Annotated in this window: 19 protein-coding genes and 2 pseudogenes; 13 read left to right on the top strand and 8 right to left on the bottom strand. The window is 64.1% G+C overall.

The genetic code is table 11. The annotated features are described in order from the left end of the window. Window positions 1–5: 5 nt before the first annotated feature. Both I0D00_RS15460 and I0D00_RS15455 read right to left on the bottom strand, forming a co-directional pair. Window positions 6–959, bottom strand: a complete 954-nt coding sequence (locus I0D00_RS15460; protein ID WP_213640722.1) for a hypothetical protein — start codon at window positions 957–959, stop codon at window positions 6–8. Between the two features lie 24 nt (window positions 960–983). Continuing rightward, complete coding sequence (locus I0D00_RS15455; RefSeq protein WP_213640721.1) at window positions 984–2699, bottom strand: proline--tRNA ligase; 1716 nt, start codon at window positions 2697–2699, stop codon at window positions 984–986. Window positions 2700–2813: 114 nt separating this feature from the next. Between I0D00_RS15455 and I0D00_RS15450 the strand changes: the two genes are divergently transcribed. Then, on the top strand, window positions 2814–3224 hold the full coding sequence (locus I0D00_RS15450; protein ID WP_246533292.1) for a PaaI family thioesterase: 411 nt from the start codon (window positions 2814–2816) through the stop codon (window positions 3222–3224). 81 nt (window positions 3225–3305) lie between these two features. Here the strand turns inward: I0D00_RS15450 and I0D00_RS15445 are convergent, their stop codons facing one another. Further along, window positions 3306–4583 (bottom strand): OprD family porin, encoded by a 1278-nt coding sequence (locus I0D00_RS15445; RefSeq protein ID WP_213640720.1) that lies wholly within the window; start codon window positions 4581–4583, stop codon window positions 3306–3308. A gap of 688 nt (window positions 4584–5271) precedes the next feature. On the opposite strand from I0D00_RS15445, the gene I0D00_RS15440 reads away from it, so the two are divergent. Further along, window positions 5272–5694 (top strand): HIT family protein, encoded by a 423-nt coding sequence (locus tag I0D00_RS15440; protein ID WP_213640719.1) that lies wholly within the window; start codon window positions 5272–5274, stop codon window positions 5692–5694. A 3-nt stretch (window positions 5695–5697) separates the two neighbouring features. Next, window positions 5698–5904: a SlyX family protein gene (locus tag I0D00_RS15435; protein ID WP_213640718.1), complete on the top strand. Its 207-nt coding sequence runs from the start codon at window positions 5698–5700 to the stop codon at window positions 5902–5904. Window positions 5905–5956: 52 nt separating this feature from the next. Here I0D00_RS15435 and I0D00_RS21580 read toward each other — a convergent pair whose 3' ends face one another. The 5 genes and pseudogenes from I0D00_RS21580 to I0D00_RS15415 all read right to left on the bottom strand — a co-directional run bounded on the left by I0D00_RS21580 (window position 5957) and on the right by I0D00_RS15415 (window position 9626). After that, window positions 5957–6214, bottom strand: a complete 258-nt coding sequence (locus I0D00_RS21580; RefSeq protein WP_246533330.1) for a cold-shock protein — start codon at window positions 6212–6214, stop codon at window positions 5957–5959. Between the two features lie 72 nt (window positions 6215–6286). Next, a pseudogene (locus I0D00_RS21720) lies at window positions 6287–6559 on the bottom strand (cold shock domain-containing protein membrane protein); the annotation flags it as partial. Window positions 6560–6727: 168 nt separating this feature from the next. Continuing rightward, window positions 6728–7795 (bottom strand): GGDEF domain-containing protein, encoded by a 1068-nt coding sequence (locus I0D00_RS15425; protein WP_213640716.1) that lies wholly within the window; start codon window positions 7793–7795, stop codon window positions 6728–6730. Window positions 7796–7907: 112 nt separating this feature from the next. Beyond that, entirely contained in the window at window positions 7908–8378 is a 471-nt protein-coding gene (locus I0D00_RS15420; RefSeq protein WP_213640715.1) for a Dps family protein, read from the bottom strand. A gap of 129 nt (window positions 8379–8507) precedes the next feature. Then, on the bottom strand, window positions 8508–9626 hold the full coding sequence (locus I0D00_RS15415) for an HD domain-containing phosphohydrolase (protein WP_213640714.1): 1119 nt from the start codon (window positions 9624–9626) through the stop codon (window positions 8508–8510). Window positions 9627–9915: 289 nt separating this feature from the next. On the opposite strand from I0D00_RS15415, the gene aspS reads away from it, so the two are divergent. The 10 genes and pseudogenes from aspS (at window position 9916) to tolB (ending at window position 19036) form a co-directional block, all read left to right on the top strand. Continuing rightward, window positions 9916–11691: an aspartate--tRNA ligase gene (gene aspS, locus I0D00_RS15410; protein WP_213640713.1), complete on the top strand. Its 1776-nt coding sequence runs from the start codon at window positions 9916–9918 to the stop codon at window positions 11689–11691. Window positions 11692–11774: 83 nt separating this feature from the next. Next, window positions 11775–12521, top strand: a complete 747-nt coding sequence (locus tag I0D00_RS15405) for a YebC/PmpR family DNA-binding transcriptional regulator (protein ID WP_213640712.1) — start codon at window positions 11775–11777, stop codon at window positions 12519–12521. Window positions 12522–12691: 170 nt separating this feature from the next. Further along, window positions 12692–13216 (top strand): crossover junction endodeoxyribonuclease RuvC, encoded by a 525-nt coding sequence (gene ruvC, locus I0D00_RS15400; RefSeq protein ID WP_213640711.1) that lies wholly within the window; start codon window positions 12692–12694, stop codon window positions 13214–13216. A 21-nt stretch (window positions 13217–13237) separates the two neighbouring features. Further along, a complete protein-coding gene (ruvA, locus tag I0D00_RS15395; protein WP_213640710.1) occupies window positions 13238–13843 on the top strand; it encodes a Holliday junction branch migration protein RuvA in 606 nt (201 codons plus the stop codon). Between the two features lie 166 nt (window positions 13844–14009). Beyond that, window positions 14010–15062 carry a Holliday junction branch migration DNA helicase RuvB gene (gene ruvB, locus I0D00_RS15390; protein WP_213640709.1) on the top strand — a complete coding sequence of 351 codons (1053 nt, stop codon included), beginning with the start codon at window positions 14010–14012 and terminating at the stop codon, window positions 15060–15062. Between the two features lie 50 nt (window positions 15063–15112). Next, window positions 15113–15587: pseudogene (gene ybgC / locus I0D00_RS15385) on the top strand (tol-pal system-associated acyl-CoA thioesterase). After that, entirely contained in the window at window positions 15568–16263 is a 696-nt protein-coding gene (gene tolQ, locus I0D00_RS15380) for a protein TolQ (RefSeq protein WP_213640707.1), read from the top strand. Before ybgC ends, tolQ begins: the two are co-directional and overlap by 20 nt. Window positions 16264–16293: 30 nt before the next feature. After that, window positions 16294–16746: a protein TolR gene (tolR, locus tag I0D00_RS15375; RefSeq protein WP_213640706.1), complete on the top strand. Its 453-nt coding sequence runs from the start codon at window positions 16294–16296 to the stop codon at window positions 16744–16746. Further along, window positions 16743–17738 (top strand): cell envelope integrity protein TolA, encoded by a 996-nt coding sequence (gene tolA / locus I0D00_RS15370; RefSeq protein ID WP_213641797.1) that lies wholly within the window; start codon window positions 16743–16745, stop codon window positions 17736–17738. Before tolR ends, tolA begins: the two co-directional genes overlap by 4 nt. After that, complete coding sequence (gene tolB, locus I0D00_RS15365; protein WP_213640705.1) at window positions 17735–19036, top strand: Tol-Pal system beta propeller repeat protein TolB; 1302 nt, start codon at window positions 17735–17737, stop codon at window positions 19034–19036. Before tolA ends, tolB begins: the two co-directional genes overlap by 4 nt. The last annotated feature ends 9 nt before the right edge of the window (window positions 19037–19045 follow it).

The raw sequence follows: 19045 nt of genomic DNA, 5'->3' as shown, positions 1-19045 counted from the left end.
CCGCTTCAGTCGGCGCCGGGGTCGGCGACCAGGCGTCCGGCATCTCGCGTCAGGGCTTGCAGGAAGCTCTCCTGCAACTCCGGGTCGTTGCGGCTCAGTTCGATCAGACTCTGCTCCAGTTCGCTGGCTTCTTCTTCCAGGCCCAGCTCCGACAGGCGCTTGACCCGGTGCACCCATTGCGACACGTCGTCGTCTTCCAGGTCGTCGTAGATCAAACCATGCGCTTCCTGCAGCTTGCCGCGCAGGGTGCGGCTGACCAGCAGGGTCGCGTCCGCCCGGGCGGCATCCTGTGGGTCTTCGACTTGCAGCTGCAGGGTGCCGATCCGGCTGGCGTCCTGCTCGGCGAACGGGCTGTCGAGCAGATTGAGGCGCAGGACGCCGTTGCGGTCGGTCAGCAGCTCATGGCTCTGCTCCGCGGCCCTGACCAATACCGGGCGCTCGGCCCAGGGCAGGCTCGAGTATTCCAGGCGCGCGTCCTGGCGCTGTTCCTCGAGGCTGGCGAGGTTCTGCTGTGAGCGGCCGTTGGACTCGACGTTCATCGCCGGGTTGAGGCCGGCGAAGCCGTAGCTGATCCAGTCCTTGGTGGCGCTGTCGGGCAGGCGGCCGAGCATCACGACGTTGAGCACATTGGCGCCGATACCGGCGACCAGGGCCATCGCACCGAGCGGCACTTCATAGAGCTCGCGCCACGGCTGGTAGGGCGTGTAGCGGTCGTAGCGGCGGGTGACCTCGAAGGCGGTGACCTCGAAGGTCTTCTGTTCCTGTATCCGCACGCGACGTTGCGGCAGTTCGAGCACGCCAGGCTCGCCGACATCGATCTGCAGGCTGTGGGCCAGCAGTTTGCGCTCGATGCGCTCTTCATGTTCGCTGCGCTGCGGCAACTGGTTGGCGCAGCCACTGATAAAGACAGCGCCGCAGAGTGCGGCGCCGACGAGGCGGAGGGAGCTTCGCTTGAACATGATGGCTCTTGGTAAGGGCTGAAATCAGCGGCTGATGCGTGCCTGGATAAAGGACAGGATGTCGCCGACGGGCACGGCCTGCGCCTCGGTTTCCTGGCGGCTCTTGTATTCCAGATTGCCGTCGGCCAGGCCGCGATCGCTGACCACGATGCGGTGCGGGATGCCGATCAGCTCCATGTCGGCGAACTTGATGCCCGGGCTGGTCTTCTTGTCCCGGTCATCGAGCAGCACCTCGTAGCCGGCGGCGCTGAGTTCGGCATACAGCTTGTCGGTGGCCTCGCGTACCGCCTCGGTTTCGTAGCGCAGCGGTACCAGGGCGATGTGGAAGGGCGCCAGGGCGTCGTTCCAGAGGATGCCGCGCTCGTCGTTGTTCTGCTCGATGGCGGCCGCCACCACCCGCGACACGCCGATGCCGTAGCAACCCATGGTCAGGGTGACCGGCTTGCCGCTCTCGCCCAGTACCTGGCAGTTCAGCGCTTCGCTGTACTTGGTGCCGAGCTGGAAGATGTGTCCGACCTCGATGCCGCGCTTGATCACCAGGGTGCCCCTGCCGTCGGGGCTGGGGTCGCCGGCCACCACGTTGCGCAGGTCGGCCACCGCCGGCAGTGGCAGGTCGCGCTCCCAGTTGACGCCGAAGTAGTGCTTGTCGTCGATATTGGCGCCGATGGCGAAGTCGCTCATCAGGGCGACCGAGCGATCGACTATGCAGGGCAGCGGCAGGTTCAGCGGCCCCAGCGAGCCGGCGCCGGCACCGATGGCGGCGCGCAGCTCGGCTTCGGAGGCCATGGTCAGGGGGCTGGCGACCTGCTCGAGATTGGCGGCCTTGATCTCGTTCAGCTCGTGATCGCCGCGGATGATCAGGGCGATCAGGGTGCCGGGCTCGGCACCCTGCACCACCAGGGTCTTGATGGTCTTCTCGATGGGCAGGTCGTAGCCTTCCACCAGGTCATTGATGGTCTTGGTGTTGGGGGTGTCGACCAGGCGCAATTCTTCGGTCGCGGCCCCGCGTTCGGTTTCCCGCGGTACGGCTTCCGCCTTCTCGATGTTGGCGGCGTAGTCGGAGCTGTCGCTGAAGGCGATGTCGTCCTCGCCGGACTCGGCCAGGACGTGAAACTCGTGGGAGCCGGTGCCGCCGATCGAGCCGGTGTCGGCCTGCACGGGGCGGAAGTTCAGACCCAGGCGGCTGAACACGTTGCAGTACGCCTGGTGCATGCGGTCGTAGGTTTCCTGCAGCGAGGCCTGGTCCGCATGGAAGGAGTAGGCGTCCTTCATGATGAACTCGCGTCCGCGCATCAGGCCGAAGCGCGGACGGATCTCGTCGCGGAACTTGGTCTGGATCTGGTACAGGTTGATCGGCAGCTGCTTGTAGCTGTTCAGCTCGTTGCGCGCCAGGTCGGTGATCACTTCCTCATGGGTCGGGCCGGCGCAGAAGTCGCGGCCGTGACGGTCCTGCATGCGCAGCAGTTCGGGGCCGTACTGTTCCCAGCGGCCGGACTCCTGCCACAGTTCGGCTGGCTGAATGCCCGGCATCAGCACTTCGAGCGCGCCGGCGGCGTTCATTTCCTCGCGCACCACCTTCTCCACCTTGCGCAGCACACGCAGGCCCATCGGCAGCCAGGTGTAGAGACCCGAAGCGAGTTTGCGGATCATCCCGGCGCGCAGCATCAGCTGGTGGCTGATCACCACGGCGTCGGAAGGGGTTTCTTTGAGGGTCGAGAGCAGGAACTGACTGGTACGCATGATTGGCCGTTATGTCGGTTGCAAGGGCGTTTGATAGGTCGGCATTGTACGGTGCCTGTACTGTGGCGTACAGGATGCCGGCATGAGCGGGGAACTGGGGAGGTGATTATGGCGATGACGGCGCAAGAGGTTCAGGCGCTGATCCGGGCGGGGTTGCCGATGGCCGAGGATATGGGGTTGTGCATCGACCGGCTGGACGACTCGGGGGTGCTGGCGCGGGTACCGTTTCACGGCCGGCTGGTGCGCCCGGGCGGCACGATTTCCGGCCCGACCATCATGGCCCTGGGCGACGCGGCCATGTACGCGGTGGTGCTGGGGCGCCTGGGGCGGGTGGAGATGGCGGTGACCGCGAACCTGAACATCAACTTCCTGGTCAAGCCCAGGCCGGTGGACCTGCTGGCCGAGGCGCGCATTCTGCGCTTGAGCCGGCGTCAGGCGGTGTGCGAGGTGTCGCTCTACTCGGCCGGCAGTGAGGATGAGTTGGTGGCTCATGTCACCGGGACCTATGCGCTGCCGCTAGCCTAGGTTGCTCGGGGGAGGCAGAAAAGAAAAAGCCCGGCAGAAGCCGGGCTTTTCTTAATGCCTTGCTAGCGAACTAGCTCGGTCTTACAGCACGCTCAGCGGGTACTCGACGATCAGACGGAAGTCGTTCACGTCGGAGCTGTAGTGTGCATTCTGGGCACCGTTGGCGCGCCAGACGGCGTTACGCACGCGGAAGGAAAGGTCCTTGGCGGCGCCTTCCTGGATCACGTACTTGGCTTCGATGTCCCACTCGTGCTCTTTGCCTTCGCCGGCACCGGCGATGCCGGTTTCGATGTTGTCACCGGTGATGTAGCGGGTCATGAAGCTCAGGCCCGGTACGCCGTAGGAGGCCATGTTCAGGTCGTAGCGAGCCTGCCAGGAACGCTCGTCCTGACGGTCGAAGTCGGAGAACTGAACCGAGTTGGACAGCCAGATGGTGCCGTTGCCGTCGATGCCGTAGGCATAGGCGCTGTCGCCGGAGGAGCGCTGGTGGGCCAGGGTGAACTTGTGCGCGCCCATGGAGTAGGCAGCAGCCAAGCTCCAGATCTTGTTGTCGATGTCGCCGGACAGCTTACGACCTTGGTCGTTGGTCTTGTAGGCGTTGAAGTCGAAGTTCAGGGCCTGCTCGGCTGCCAGAGGCAGGTTGTAGTTCAGGTTGATGTACTTCTTCTTGAAGTGGTCTTCCACGTCGGACGCGTGGATGGCACCGCTGAAGTTGTCGGTGAAGCTGTAGCTGGCACCCACGATGTTGGCTTCGTTGAGGCCAAAGGTGTCGCGGTCGGTGCTGGTCTGGCTGCTCAGGGCGGTGAAGCGGCCGGCGGTCAGCTCCAGGCCTTCGATTTCGTTGCTGGTCAGCAGGGTGCCGGTGGCGACTTCCGGCAGGATGCGGCTGTCGTCGGTGGAGAATACCGGGCTGCCAACGAACTGGTTGCCGTGCTTCAGAACGGTGTCGGAAATGCGGAACTTGATGGCGCCGCCTACTTCGCTCTGGGTGTCATCGGCGCTGCCGTCGCCAGTCTTGTCGAACTGACCGGTGCCGAAGCGGCCCTTGCCGCTGTCCAGCTTGATGCTGCTCAGGCTGTGGGCGTCGAAGCCTACGCCGACGGTGCCTTGGGTGAAGCCGGATTCGAACAGCAGGCGGATGCCCAGGCCGGTCTCTTCGCGGTAGCCGTTGTCGCCAGTGCCGGCGGTGTTGGCGGCGCCGTTACGGAAGTCGCGGTTCTGGTAAAGAATACGGTTGAAGATGTTGAAGCTGCTGTCTTCAACGAAACCCTTGGATTCGGACTGGCTAGAGGCGAAAGCCATTTGGGTGGTGCCCGCGGCGACTGCCAGGGCGATTACGCTCCACTTCATCACTTGCATCGTGACTGCTCCTTTGGTTTAGAAGAGTTGCGCTGCCCATGTAAGTTGTTGTATGGGCGGCTCTTTCTTTTTGTGTCGGCGCTAACTTATAGCACGCGGTCAAAGTTGGCGATAGTTGCAATCTATTCGTTGCGCTTTCATCACGGGGGTGTCGCAAATGCCCATGATGCATGTCGCAATTCTGTAGATTTTCGCTTGCGCTCCTTAGCGTCGACGTATTCTTCGGTGTCCGGTTGTGAAAACCGGGGTCTTGCAGGTCTGCCGTGGGGCATTCCGGGCAATGGCGTAGCGTATAGCAAGAGTCGTGCTCAAAGTGCATGTCGTGCCTGGGGCTCTGATGATTTTGTCTTGCTGCAGTTGTCGATATGTTGTGAATTGGCGCCATTGTCGCCCTGTAACTGAGGTTTTGGGGCTATTTCGTCTGTGTGGGTAGTGTTTTGCGGTCATCCGCGGGTGTGGAGGGAGTGCTGTTATGTCAGGCCCGGGTGGCATGGGGCGGTAACGTGGGCGCAACTTTCATTACGGGAAGAAACAGCGGGTGTGCCCTGTGGCTGGGGTGTGGTGTCCTCGAGGGCGGGATGAGTCCGCTGCGTTTCCAGCGTATCCTGGCGGGCTTTCTCCGGCCGTGCCTGGCCGCCGGCGGTAGCGCTAAGCTGTTGTTATTGATAGGTCAAATGGGAGAGGTGGTATGTTCGTCTTGGATTCGCGGTTGCAGCAGGATGCGTTGCCTCTGGGGGATTTCCCCCTGTGCCGCCTGTTGTTGATGAACGATGCGCATTACCCGTGGTTCATTCTGGTGCCGCGTCGCGAGGAGGTGAGCGAGCTGTTTCAGCTGGATGCCGAGGATCAGCGGATGCTCTGGCAAGAAACCACGCTGCTGGCCGAGACCCTCAAGGATACTTTTGCCGCCGACAAGATGAATGTCGCGACCCTGGGTAACTTGGTCAGTCAGCTGCACATGCACGTTATCGTGCGCCGCCGCAGCGATGCGGCCTGGCCCGCGCCTGTATGGGGCAGGCACGCGGCGCAGCCGTATAGCGGGGACGAGGTGGCGGCGATCAAGGCTAAGTTACGCTTGGTGTTGACCGACGACTTCCGTTTCGAGGAATGAGCGATGAGTCTAGAGGAGCGCGTTACCGAGCTGGAAAGCCGGCTGGCATTCCAGGATGACACTATTCAGGCACTCAATGATGAGGTGGTTGCACAGCAGCGCTTGCTCGAGCGCGTGCAGTTGCAGCTCGAGGCCTTGGCCAGGCGTCAGGAGGAGATCAATGGGCAGTTCGACATTGCCGAAGATGGCGGGGCGCCCCCCCATTACTGATGGCTGATGAATAAAAAGCCCGCTTTCTGCGGGCTTTTTATTGCTTGTCGAATCAGCGGCGGGTGGGTGGGGCGGCTATCACGTCCTCTGCCTGCAGGCCTTTGTCGCGTTGCATGACGGAGAACTCGACGCGCTGGCCTTCGACCAGTACCCGATGGCCTTCGCCGCGGATGGCGCGAAAGTGCACGAAGATATCGTCGCCCGAATCGCGGGAGATGAAGCCGAAGCCCTTGGAGGTGTTGAACCACTTGACCGTGCCGGTTTCCCGGTCGCCCGAACTTTCTGGCGAACTGGTGTCGCGATGCTGCAGGCGCAGGTTGGTGCCCAGGTGCAAGCCTACTGCGAGCAGTGCGCCGAGCAGGCTGAACAGGGTGGCTGGCTGGTTGGCGATCAGTGCCAGGGGGGCAAGCAGGATCAGCGCCTGCAGCAGGGTGGCGAGGATCAGTATGGCGGAGACCAGATTCTGCAGCTGGTGACGCAGGCCTGCGTGCCAGATGGGTAGCTGTGGCGCCAGGAGCAGATTGAGCAGGCCATACAGGGCGAGGCAGAGCGCGTCTGGGTGTTGCAGGAACGGCAGCGAAGCGCTGTCTAGGGTGGGGGTCAGGGACAGCAGCAGGGCGGCGACGCCCGTCAGGAGGTGGACGATTTTCAACATGCTCGATGAACTCACTATAAAGGATGCGCGAGGAAGAGCCGGCGCTGCACGCTTGGCCGTGGTAGGAGGGGCGTTGAAGATGCGTGCAGGGTCGGCCTATGCGTCGCTCCGAGGCTTCGGGTCGGCGCACAGGGCGTATTTAACCGCAAAGGGGGGGAGGCACTCAAATCAGGCGCTGAGCTCGGCCTTCGTGGGGCTGGGGCGAGCCTGGTTGCGGCCATTGCGCTTGGCCTGGTAGAGCGCGTCATCAGCCCGGGTGAGCAGGCTCTCCACGGTGTCTCCAGCCTCGGCGAGAGCGAAGCCGAAGGAGGCGGTGATGCTGTCGAGGATCTGGTCGGTGCGTCTGGCCTTGATGCGCAACGATTGGATCTTGATGCGCAGCTGTTCGGCGAAGGCGTGCGCGCTGGCGAGGTCGTGGCACTCGCGCAGGATGATGCAGAACTCTTCGCCGCCATAGCGTGCCGCCATGGCGCGTGGCGGTAACAGGTCGCGCAGGAGTTGGCCGACGTGCTGCAGGACCCGGTCGCCCAGCGGGTGGCCGTACTGGTCGTTGAACTGCTTGAAGTGGTCGATGTCGAGCATGACCAGCGCCAGGCCCGGATGGCCCTTGTTCAGGGCCTGTTCCAACAGGCGGGTAAAGGCATGCCGGTTGAATACCTGGGTCAGGCTGTCCAGGGTGGCGGCCAGGTGGGCGCGCTCGAGCTGGCTGCGCAGGTGCTGAATCTCGTCCTGGGCGGCGCGCAGGCGGTAGAGGAATTTTTCCTGTTGATCGTGCATCTGCTGGGTGCTCTGTTGCAGGTCGTTGAGCACGTTGGGCAGGTCGTCGACAAAGGGTTCCTGGAGCGCCGCGAGGCCCTGCTCCAGGCTGATCTGGTAATTGCGGCCGCCCTGGACGCTGAGCGAGACATCGCTTTCGATGTCGTCGACCAGTTCGATGATCTGCTGCTGGCCGGCGCGGGCCTCTTCGAGCTCGCCGCGGATGATGTAGTCGCGAAAGAGCTTGGCGGCGGTCTCAGTTGGGAAGCTGTCGAAGTCCTTGGTGATCTTGTCCAGTCGGCGAGTGAGCTCGGGTTCCGTGCCCTTGCTGTAGGTGTACCAGAGTGCGTAGTGCATGGGGTTGGGCGGGATGTCGTGGCGCATCATCAACGGCACGGCCTGTTTCAGCAGGGCGGCAGATTCGCGCGTATCCTCCGGAAACATCTCGATAATGCTGGGGGCTCTGGTTGGCTGGTTCATGCACGTCACTGTGGCCAGTTGCGAATCGCCAAAGCATAGAACAAGCGCCTGCCGTGCGCCTAGCAAAAGGCGCCCGCTTAGAGCGGGCGGTTGCTTGTGGTCGGGGATGATTCTAGGCGTCGAGCAGGCTGCGCAGCATCCAGGCGGTCTTCTCGTGCACCTGCATGCGCTGGGTCAGCAGGTCGGCGGTGGGTTCGTCGCTGACCTTGTCGAGTAGCGGGAAGATGCCGCGGGCGGTGCGTACGACCGCCTCCTGACCTTGCACCAGTTGCTTGATCATGTCCGGTGCGCTCGGCACGCCCTGTTCTTCCTTGATCGAGGACAGGCGCGCGTAGGCGGCGTAGGTGCCGGGTGCCGGGAAGCCCAGGGCGCGGATGCGTTCGGCGATCTGGTCGACGGCCAGTGCCAGTTCGGTGTATTGCCCTTCGAACATCAGGTGCAGGGTGTTGAACATCGGGCCGGTGACGTTCCAGTGGAAATTGTGGGTTTTCAGGTACAGGGTGTAGGTATCGGCGAGCAGGCGCGACAAGCCTTCGGCAATCGCGGCGCGGTCTTGCTCGGCTATTCCGATGTTGATTTCCATGCCATTGCTCCTCTCGATTGGCGTCGGGCGGGCTCGCCCAGAAAAGAGCCACAGCCTAGCACGGGGGGCGCGCTGCACGATCGGGGGTGTATCAATGGCCGTGATAGAGCGACAGCATTGGGCGGCGGGTTAGCGGTGGCCCAGTTCGGGTTCTTGCTGCAGGGTGCGGTTGAAGATGTCGACCCAGTGGGCGCTGAACTGGCTGCCGGCCAGTCCGTTGATTTCCAGGATGGCGCGTAGCAGCGGGCGTTTGCTCAGGGTCTGATGGGCGCGCTCATGGGTGCGCGCATCGAAGGTGTCGACGATGTTGAGGATAAGCGCCCCTGGACGGATTTCACCTTCCTTGAGGCCCTTGGGGTAGCCGCTGCCATCCGCGTGTTCGTGGTGTTGCAGGGTGATTTGCGCCGCGCTCATCCAGTCGGGCATGGGCTTGAGCATCTCGTGGGCGACGCTCGTGTGCGATTGCATTTGTCGGCGCTCTTCGTCCGTGAGGCGTGACTTCTTGTGCAGGATGGCTAGGGGCAGAAAGGCCATGCCCAGATCGTGCAGGCATACGGCGGCCGCCAGCTGGGTCGGTGTTTCGGGGTTGCCGCCGAGGCGGTTGATGGTCAAGGCCAGGTCCAGCAGGCGCATGCCGCGCCCCTGCCAGTAATGGGAGCGGCGTTCGCTGGCCTGCATCAGTTCCAGAAAGAACAGCAGGTCGGCATCGAGTGCCAGGCCGTGGCGCTTCGCCAGCTCGGCGGCCGGCAGGTCGTCGGTCGTGGCGGGGGCGGGCAGGCTGGTGCTGGGGTCGAGTTGTTCGAGCAGGGCGCGGCGCACGCTTGTCTGGCGCTCCCGTGGCGCGGCGGCCAGGGCGCTCAACGCCTGGCCGAGGGCGTCGACCTGTTCGTGGCTCAGGCGTGCGGCGGGGCCGCCATGGGCCTGCTCGAGCAGCTCCTTCAGGTGGTCCAGGCTGAGCAGCAGGATGTCGCCGAGCAGGCTGTCGAAGTCCAGTTGTTTCTGGCGCAGGCGGTCGAGCACATCCTCGAGTGCCTGGGGTAGCGGTATCAGCGCGCCGAGGCCGACGATGCCGAGGTTGCCCTTGAGGGTATGCACCTGACGGAACAGGTTGCGCAGGCGCTCGTCATCGTCCGGCGCATGTTCCAGTTCGATCAGCAGTTGTTCGCTGCGCTGGAACTGCTCGGTGGCTTCCTGGCGGAAATCCTCCAGCTGGTCGGGGCTCAGTTCGGCGGTGCGGGGGGTGGCCATATGCGATCTCCGGCGGGACTGGCACTGAGTATAGAAAGGCTTGGTGCGGTCGCGCGGGGAGGCGGCTGCACGTGGCGGCCTAACCATATATAATCTCGCGCTTTGCCGCGGTATTCCGGCTGATGGCCCCCGGGCAGGGGCGCCGATGGTCGATTGCTGGCCCGCCGGGTGGTGGATACGCAGAGCATGCTGCGTTTTTCCGCCGGCGCGGCCTGCCGCGAAGCCGGTTAAGCATGCCGCAAGCGTTGCGGTCCGACGAATTCAAGACTCAAGAGAAGCGACTACCACCATGATGCGCAGCCATTATTGCGGCCAACTGAACGAGAGCCTGGACGGCCAGGAAATCACCCTTTGCGGTTGGGTGCACCGCCGTCGTGACCATGGCGGGGTGATCTTCCTCGATATTCGCGACCGTGAAGGTCTGGCCCAGGTGGTGTTCGACCCGGACCGTGCCGAGACTTTCGCCACGGCCGACAAGGTGCGCAGCGAATACGTGGTCAAGCTCACCGGCAGGGTGCGTCTGCGCCCCGCCGGCGCGGTCAACCCGAACATGGCGTCCGGCGCCATCGAGGTGCTGGGTTACCAGCTGGAAGTGCTGAACGAGGCGGAGACCCCGCCGTTCCCGCTCAACGAATACTCCGATGTCGGCGAGGAGACCCGCCTGCGCTACCGCTTCATCGACCTGCGTCGCCCGGAGATGGCCGAGAAGCTCAAGCTGCGCTCGCGCATCACCACCAGCATCCGCCGCTACCTGGACGAGAACGGCTTCCTCGACGTGGAAACGCCGATTCTGACCCGCGCCACCCCGGAAGGTGCGCGCGACTACCTGGTGCCCAGTCGCACCCATGCCGGCAGCTTCTTCGCCCTGCCGCAGTCGCCGCAGCTGTTCAAGCAGCTGTTGATGGTGGCCGGCTTCGACCGCTACTACCAGATCGCCAAGTGCTTCCGCGACGAAGACCTGCGCGCCGACCGCCAGCCGGAGTTCACCCAGATCGACATCGAGACCAGCTTCCTCGATGAAGCTGACATCATGGGCATCACCGAGAAGATGATCCGCCAGCTGTTCAAGGAAGTGCTGGATGTGGAGTTCGGCGAGTTCCCGCACATGAGCTTCGCCGAGGCCATGCGCCGCTACGGCTCGGACAAGCCGGACCTGCGCATCCCGCTGGAACTGGTGGATGTGGCCGACCAGCTGCAGCAGGTCGAGTTCAAGGTCTTCAGTGGCCCGGCCAACGACCCGGCCTGTCGCGTCGCCGCGCTGCGGGTGCCGGGCGGGGCGAGCATGCCGCGCAAGCAGATCGACGACTACACCAAGTTCGTCGGCATCTACGGTGCCAAGGGCCTGGCCTATATCAAGGTCAACGAGCGCGCCAAGGGCGTCGAGGGCCTGCAGTCGCCGATCGTCAAGAACATCCCGGCGGAGAATCTCGAGGTGATCCTCGATCGCGTCGGCGCGGTCGATGGCGACATCGTGTTCTTCGGCGCCGACAAAGCCAAGATCGTCAGCGAGGCCCTGGGCGCGCTGCGCATCAAGCTGGGCCACGACCTCAACCTGCTGACCTGCGAGTGGGCGCCGCTGTGGGTAGTCGACTTCCCGATGTTCGAGGAAAACGACGACGGCAGCCTGACTTCGCTGCACCATCCCTTCACCTCGCCGAGCTGCAGCGCGGCCGAGCTGGAGGCCGGTCCGGCGACCGCGCTGTCGCGCGCCTACGACATGGTGCTCAACGGCACCGAGCTGGGCGGCGGCTCCATCCGTATCCATGACAAGGCCATGCAGCAGGCGGTGTTCCGTGTGCTCGGCATCGGCGAAGACGAGCAGCAGGAGAAGTTCGGCTTCCTCCTCGACGCCCTGAAGTTCGGTGCGCCGCCCCATGGTGGCCTGGCCTTCGGTCTCGATCGCCTGGTGATGCTGATGACCGGCGCCCAGTCGATCCGCGAGGTTATCGCCTTCCCGAAGACCCAGAGCGCCGCCTGCGTCATGACCCAGGCACCGGGCGAGGTCGACACCAAGGCCCTGCGCGAGCTGCATATCCGCCTGCGCGAGCAGCCCAAGGCCGAGTAAGCCCTGCCGACAGGAGCCTGGTGATGCCAGGCTCCTTGGTTTTGGGCGTTACCATTCTGAATCGAAGCAAGATGGAGTGAGTTATGGCTGGTCATTCCAAATGGGCCAACATCAAGCACCGCAAGGGGCGTCAGGACGCCAAGCGCGGCAAGATCTTCACCAAGATCATTCGTGAGCTGACCGTGGCGGCCAAGAGCGGTGGGGTGCCGGCGGACAATCCGCGTCTGCGCCTGGCGGTGGACAAGGCACTGACCGCGAACATGACCCGCGACGTCATCGACCGGGCCATCGCCCGCGGTGCCGGCACCAACGAAGCCGACAACATGATCGAGCTGAGCTACGAGGGCTATGCGCCGAGCGGCGTGGCCATCATCGTCGAGGCCATGACCGACAACCGCAACCGCACCGCCGCCGAAGTGCGACATGCCTTCAGCAAGTGCGGCGGCAACCTCGGCACCGACGGCTCGGTGGCCTATATGTTCGAGCGCAAGGGGCATATCAGCTACGCCCCGGGCGTGGACGAAGAGGCTCTGATGGAGGCCGCCCTGGAGGCGGGTGCCGACGACGTGGTCAGTGGCGAGGACGGTTCGGTCGAGGTCTACACCCCCTTCAGCGATTTCCATGCGGTCAACGAGGCCCTGGCCGAGGCCGGATTCAAGGGCGACGAGTCCGAGATCGCCATGATCCCCTCGATCGCCGCGCCTATCGAGGATCTGGAGACCGCACAGAAGGTGATCAAGCTGATCGACATGCTGGAAGACCTCGACGACGTGCAGAACGTCTATCACAACGCCGAGATTTCCGACGAGATCATGGAGCAGCTTGGCTGAGCGCACCGGATCGGGCGGCCGGAAGTTGTCGGGTGAGGGTTGCCCAGGCGCTTCCGGCTTTTTTATGGGGGGGTGCCGGGTGACTGTGCGCGGTGCTGCCCCTATACTCGCGGGCTGGATAAATAGACAGTATTGCGGCCGGCTCTGATAGGCGGCGTGGAAGGCAGGGCATGACACTGATACTCGGCATAGACCCCGGCTCGCGCATCACCGGTTATGGCGTGGTGCGCGACACGGGGCGCAACTGCGAATATGTCGCCTCCGGTTGCATCCGTACTGGCGACGGCGCCTTGCCCGAGCGCCTGCAGGCGGTGTTTCGCGGCGTGCGCGAGGTGATCGAGCGCTATGGCCCGGTCACCATGGGCATCGAGCAGGTGTTCATGGCGCGCAACGCCGACTCTGCGCTGAAGCTCGGCCAGGCGCGGGGTGCGGCGATCCTCGCCGGGGTCGAGGCGGGGCTGGAGGTGGCCGAATACACCGCCACCCAGGTCAAGCAGGCGATCGCCGGAACCGGTGGGGCGGACAAGGAACAGGTGCAGATGATGGTCATGCACCTGCTCAAGTTGGTGCAGAAACCGCAGATAGACGCCTCGGATGCCCTGGCCATCGCCCTCTGCCATGCCCATCACCGGCAGAGCCTGATTCCCCATGGCCTGTCCGGCGCCAAGCGGCGCAGCGGCCGCCTTCGCTTGTAACCTGACTCAAGGAAAATTGTGGTGATCGGACGAGTGCGCGGCACCCTGGCGGAGAAGCAGCCGCCCCATGTGATTGTGGACGTGAACGGCCTGGGCTACGAGCTGGAGGTGCCCATGACCACGCTGTACCGCCTGCCCTCGGTGGGCGAGCCGCTGACCCTGCATAGCCATCTGGTGGTGCGCGAGGACGCCCATCTGCTCTACGGCTTCTTCGAGAAGCGCGAGCGCGAGCTGTTTCGCGAGCTGATTCGTCTCAGCGGCGTCGGGCCCAAGCTGGCGTTGGCGCTGATGTCCGCTCTGGAGGTCGACGAGCTGGTGCGTTGCGTGCAGGCCCAGGACACTTCCGCCCTGGTGAGGGTCCCGGGCGTCGGCAAGAAGACCGCCGAGCGCCTGCTGCTGGAGCTCAAGGGGCGCTTCAAGGCCTGGGAGGCGGTGCCGGGCATGGCCACGCTGGTGGTTGAACCTCAGGGCATCGGCGCAGTCTCAAGCGCGGAGCATGACGCGGTCAGCGCGCTGATCTCCCTCGGCTACAAGCCGCAGGAGGCCAGTCGCGCGGTTTCAGCCATCAAGGAAGAAGGGCTGAGCAGTGAAGATATGATCCGTCGTGCGCTCAAGGGCATGATCTAGCCGGCGTGCCAGTGGGTGCCGGGCGGCCCGGAGGTTCGTCGGCATCTCACTGGCGCAACTTGATTTGCCGCCGCCCTGCGTCCAGTGTGGCCAGTCCAGCGCCTGGCACGGCGGCCGCTGTGAATCCCCACTCTATTTCCGAGCCAATTCCGAGACAGAACCGCAGATGATAGAAGCCGACCGCCTGATTACCGCCAGCCCGCGCGATCGCGACGAGCAGGTGGATCGCGCCATCCGCCCGCTAAAGCTGGCCGAGTACATCGGCCAGCCGAGCGTGCGCGAGCAGATGGAGCTGTTCATTCAGGCGGCCAAGGGCCGTGCGGAAGCGCTCGATCACACCCTGATCTTCGGCCCGCCGGGCCTGGGCAAGACCACCCTGGCCAATATCATCGCCCAGGAGATGGGCGTGTCCATCAAGAGCACCTCCGGCCCGGTGCTGGAGCGTCCCGGTGATCTGGCGGCGCTGCTGACCAATCTCGAACCGAATGACGTGCTGTTCGTCGATGAAATCCATCGTCTGTCGCCCATCGTCGAGGAAGTGCTGTACCCGGCGATGGAGGACTTCCAGCTCGACATCATGATCGGCGAGGGGCCGGCGGCGCGCTCGATCAAGCTCGACCTGCCGCCCTTCACCCTGGTCGGCGCCACCACCCGGGCCGGGATGCTGACCAATCCGCTGCGCGACCGCTTCGGCATCGTCCAGCGCCTGGAGTTCTACAGCGTCGAGGACCTGGCGACCATCGTCGCTCGCTCCGCCGGTATTCTCGGCCTGCCGATCGAGGCCCAGGGCGCCTTCGAGATCGCCCGGCGCGCTCGGGGTACGCCGCGCATCGCCAACCGCCTGTTGCGCCGCGTGCGCGATTTCGCCGAGGTGCGAGGCAAGGGCGAGATCACCCGGCAGATCGCCGACCTGGCGCTCAATCTGCTGGATGTCGACGAGCGCGGTTTCGATCACCAGGATCGCCGCTTGCTGCTGACCATGATCGAGAAGTTCGACGGCGGGCCGGTCGGCGTCGACAGTCTGGCGGCGGCGATCAGCGAAGAGCGTCACACCATCGAGGACGTGCTGGAGCCCTACCTGATCCAGCAGGGTTACATGATGCGCACCCCGCGGGGGCGGGTGGTGACCCGTCACGCCTATCTGCACTTCGGCCTGAATACCCCGAAGCGCATGGGCGAGGCGCCGGTGGCGGACTTATTCGAAGACGGTGGCGCGTGAAAAAATACTTGCTGCCCCCGATTGGCAAGAACAGGAGCTGGGACTAGAGTATGCGCGCGCAAAACGGAGTTCAGCCGTTCGCCCATCGTTGTCGTGTCTACTACGAGGACACCGATGCCGGCGGCATCGTCTACTACGTCAATTACCTCAAGTTTATGGAACGGGCCCGCACCGAGCGGCTGCGCGACCTGGGCTTTGCCCAGTCGACGCTGGCCGGTGAGGGCCTGTTGTTCGTCGTGCATTCCAGCGAGGCGCGCTATCACGCGCCGGCACGCCTGGACGACGAACTGCTGGTGAGCGCCGACGTGATCGAGTTGAACCGTGCCAGCCTGCGTTTTCGTCAGCAGGTCAGGCGGGCGGCGGATGATGTGCTGCTCTGCGAAGGGCAGTTTTTGGTGGCCTGTGTGCGTGCCGACAATTTGAAACCCCGGGCCATTCCCGAGACGCTGCGAGCGGCCTTCGCCGAGCCGGGCGGTACGGGTCCCTCTAGAGCAGGAGAGTAAGCGTGGAAGCCAACGCCGTTGACCACATGTCGATGTGGAGTCTGATCAGCAACGCCAGCCTGGTGGTGCAACTGGTGATGCTCACCCTGGTGGGCGCCTCGGTCACTTCATGGGTCATGATTTTCCAGCGCAGCACCCTGTTGCGCGCGGCCAAGAACGCCCTGGACATGTTCGAGGAGCGCTTCTGGTCCGGTATCGACCTGTCCAAGCTGTATCGCCAGGCTGGCAGCAACCCGGACCCGGACTCGGGCCTGGAGCAGATCTTCCGCGCCGGCTTCAAGGAGTTCTCCCGCCTGCGCCAGCAGCAGGGCGTCGACCCGGATGCGGTGATGGACGGCGTGTCGCGGGCCATGCGCGTGGCCATCTCGCGGGAAGAAGAAAAGCTCGAGCAGAGCCTGCCGTTCCTCGCCACCGTCGGCTCCACCAGTCCCTACATCGGCCTGTTCGGTACCGTGTGGGGCATCATGAACTCCTTCCGCGGCCTGGCCCAGGTGCAGCAGGCCACCCTGGCCACCGTGGCCCCGGGCATCGCCGAGGCGCTGATCGCCACGGCCATCGGCCTGTTCGCGGCGATTCCGGCGGTCATCGCCTACAACCGATTCTCCGCCCGCGGCGAGATGCTGATCGGTCGCTACTACACCTTCGCCGACGAGTTCCAGGCGATCCTGCACCGCAAAGTGCATACCACCGACGACTAAGCCTCAGGCGTTCAGGATAGGTTTCAGGCCATGGCCAGAATTCGCAATAGACGCAAGCCGGTCGCCGAGATGAACGTGGTGCCCTACATCGACGTGATGTTGGTGCTGCTGGTGATCTTCATGGTGACCGCGCCGATGCTCAACCAGGGGGTCAAGGTCGACCTGCCCAAGGTCAGCAGCGAGGTGCTGCCGCAGGACAACAACGCCCAGGTGCTGACCATCTCGATCAAGGCCGACAAGTCCTACTACTGGAACATGGGCAGCGAGGTGGACGTCGACACCGTGCAGGATCAGGCGCTGAGCCTGGACGAGATGGTCAGGGCGGTGACCGCGATCCTCAATCAAGGCCGCAGTCAGGGCAAGCAGGTGCAGGTGTTCGTGCGTGGCGACAAGGCGGTCGACTATGGCTCCGTGATGGCGGCGATGAGCGGTTTGCAGCAGGCCGACGTGGGCAACGTCGGGCTGATCACCGAGGCGCCCTGATGCAGCAGCGTGAGCGCTCTCCTTCGGAAAGCCTGTTCTGGCCGGTGGTGTGGGCCGTGGCGCTGCATGCGCTGATGTTCGCCATGCTGTTCGTCAGTTTCGCCTTCGCCCCGGACTTGCCGCCGGCGCGGCCTATCGTCCAGGCGACCCTGTACCAGTTGCAGTCGCAGAGCCAGGCGACCACCCAGACCAACCAGAAGATCGCCGGCGAGGCGAAGAAGACCGCTGCGCCGCAGTACGAAACCGAGCAGCTGGAGCAGAAGAAGGCCGAACAACAGAAGCTGGCGCAGGCCGAGCAGCAGAAGCAGGCGGCGGCCAAGGCTGCGGAACAAAAGAAGGCCGAGGACGCTCGAAAGGCGGAAGCGGCGAAGAAGGCCGAGGCGGCCAAGGCGGCCGAGCAGAAGAAACTGGCCGACATCGCCAAGAAGAAGGCCACCGAAGAGGCCGCCAAGAAGAAGGCGGCCGAGGACGCCAAGAAGAAAGCGGCGGAAGAGGCCAGGAAGAGGGCTGCCGACGAGGCGAAGAAGAAAGCGGCGGCCGAGGCGGCGAAGAAGAAAGCCGCCGAGGACGCCAAGACGAAGGCCGCGGAGCAGGCGCGCAAGGCGGTCGAGGACAAGAAGGCGGCGGCGTTGGCCGAGCTGCTCTCCGATGACGTGCAGCACCAGCAGGCGATGGCCGATACCCATGGCGACCAGGTCGCTGGTAGTCTCGACGACCTGATCATCAAACTGATCAGCGAAAATTGGCGCAAGCCCATGTCCGCGCGCCCCGGCATGAGTGTGGAGTTGTCGATCGAGATGTTGCCGGACGGCACGGTCACTAACGCCAGCGTTACCCGTGGTAGCGGCGATGCTCCCTTCGACTCTTCAGCAGTGGCGGCGGTGCGCAGTGTTGGGCGCATCCCGGAGATGCAACAACTCGATCGCGCCACTTTCGACCGGCTCTACCGGCAGCGGCGTGTGATCTTCAAACCGGAGGATTTAGGTCTGTGAACACCCTGATGCGTATCGTCCTGTTGGGCCTGGCCATGTTGGCCGGCGGCGTACAGGCGGCTGACCCGTTGGTGATCACCAGCGGAACCGATCGGGCGACGCCGATCGCCGTGGTGCCCTTCGGCTGGCAGGGCGGCAGCGTGCTGCCCGAGGACATCGCCGAGATCGTCGGCAACGACCTGCGCAACTCCGGGGTGTTCGAGCCGATACCGCGGCAGAACATGATCAGCCTGCCGAGCCAGGCCAGCGAGGTCATCTACCGTGACTGGAAGGCCCTGGGGGCACAATACGTGCTGGTCGGCAGCATGGTCCCCGCCGGCGGTCGCCTGCAGGTGCAGTTCGCCCTGTTCAACGTGGCCACCGAGCAGCAGGTGCTGACCGGCAGCGTCGGCGGCGGCACCGATCAGCTGCGCGACATGGCGCACCATATCGCCGACCTGGCGTTCGAAAAGCTGACCGGGGTCAAGGGCGCGTTTTCCACGCGCATGCTCTATGTCACCGCCGAGCGTTTCGGGGTGAACAACACCCGCTACACCCTACAGCGCTCCGACTACGACGGCGCGCGCGCGGTGACCCTGCTGCAATCGCGCGAGCCGATCCTGTCGCCGTCGTTCGCGCCGGACGGGCGCCGCATCGCCTATGTCTCCTTCGAGCAGAAGCGCCCGCGCATCTTCGTCCAGCATATCGATACCGGTCGGCGCGAGCAGATCACCAACTTCGAGGGGCTCAACGGCGCACCGGCCTGGTCGCCGGATGGCAGCCGCCTGGCCTTCGTGCTGTCGCGCGACGGCAACCCGGAGATCTATGTCATGGACATGGGCTCGCGCCAGCTGCGCCGGGTGACCAATCACTATGCGATCGATACCGAACCGTTCTGGGGCAAGGATGGGCAGACCGTCTACTTCACCTCCGACCGTGCCGGCAAACCACAGATTTATAAAACCAACATCGCCAGCGGGGCGGTGGATCGGGTGACCTTCGTCGGCAACTACAACGCCAATCCGAAGCTCTCCGCCGATGAAAAGACCCTGGTGATGATCCATCGCCAGGATGGTTTTACCGTGTTCAAAGTAGCGGCCATGGATCTGGTTCGCGGTGGGGCTCCACGCATCCTTTCTGACACCAGTTTGGATGAGTCCCCCACTGTTGCGCCTAATGGCACCATGCTAATCTACGCCACCCGCCAGCAGGGTCGGGGAGTCTTGATGTTAGCGTCCATCAACGGACGCGTGAGGCTCCCTCTTCCTACCGCTCAAGGCGAAGTTCGAGAGCCTTCCTGGTCCCCCTACCTGAACTGATGCGGCGTT

This window comes from Pseudomonas lalucatii (genome assembly GCF_018398425.1).
GTDB classification, from domain to species: Bacteria; Pseudomonadota; Gammaproteobacteria; order Pseudomonadales; family Pseudomonadaceae; genus Aquipseudomonas; species Aquipseudomonas lalucatii.
This window is presented reverse-complemented; position numbering and strand designations above follow the sequence as displayed.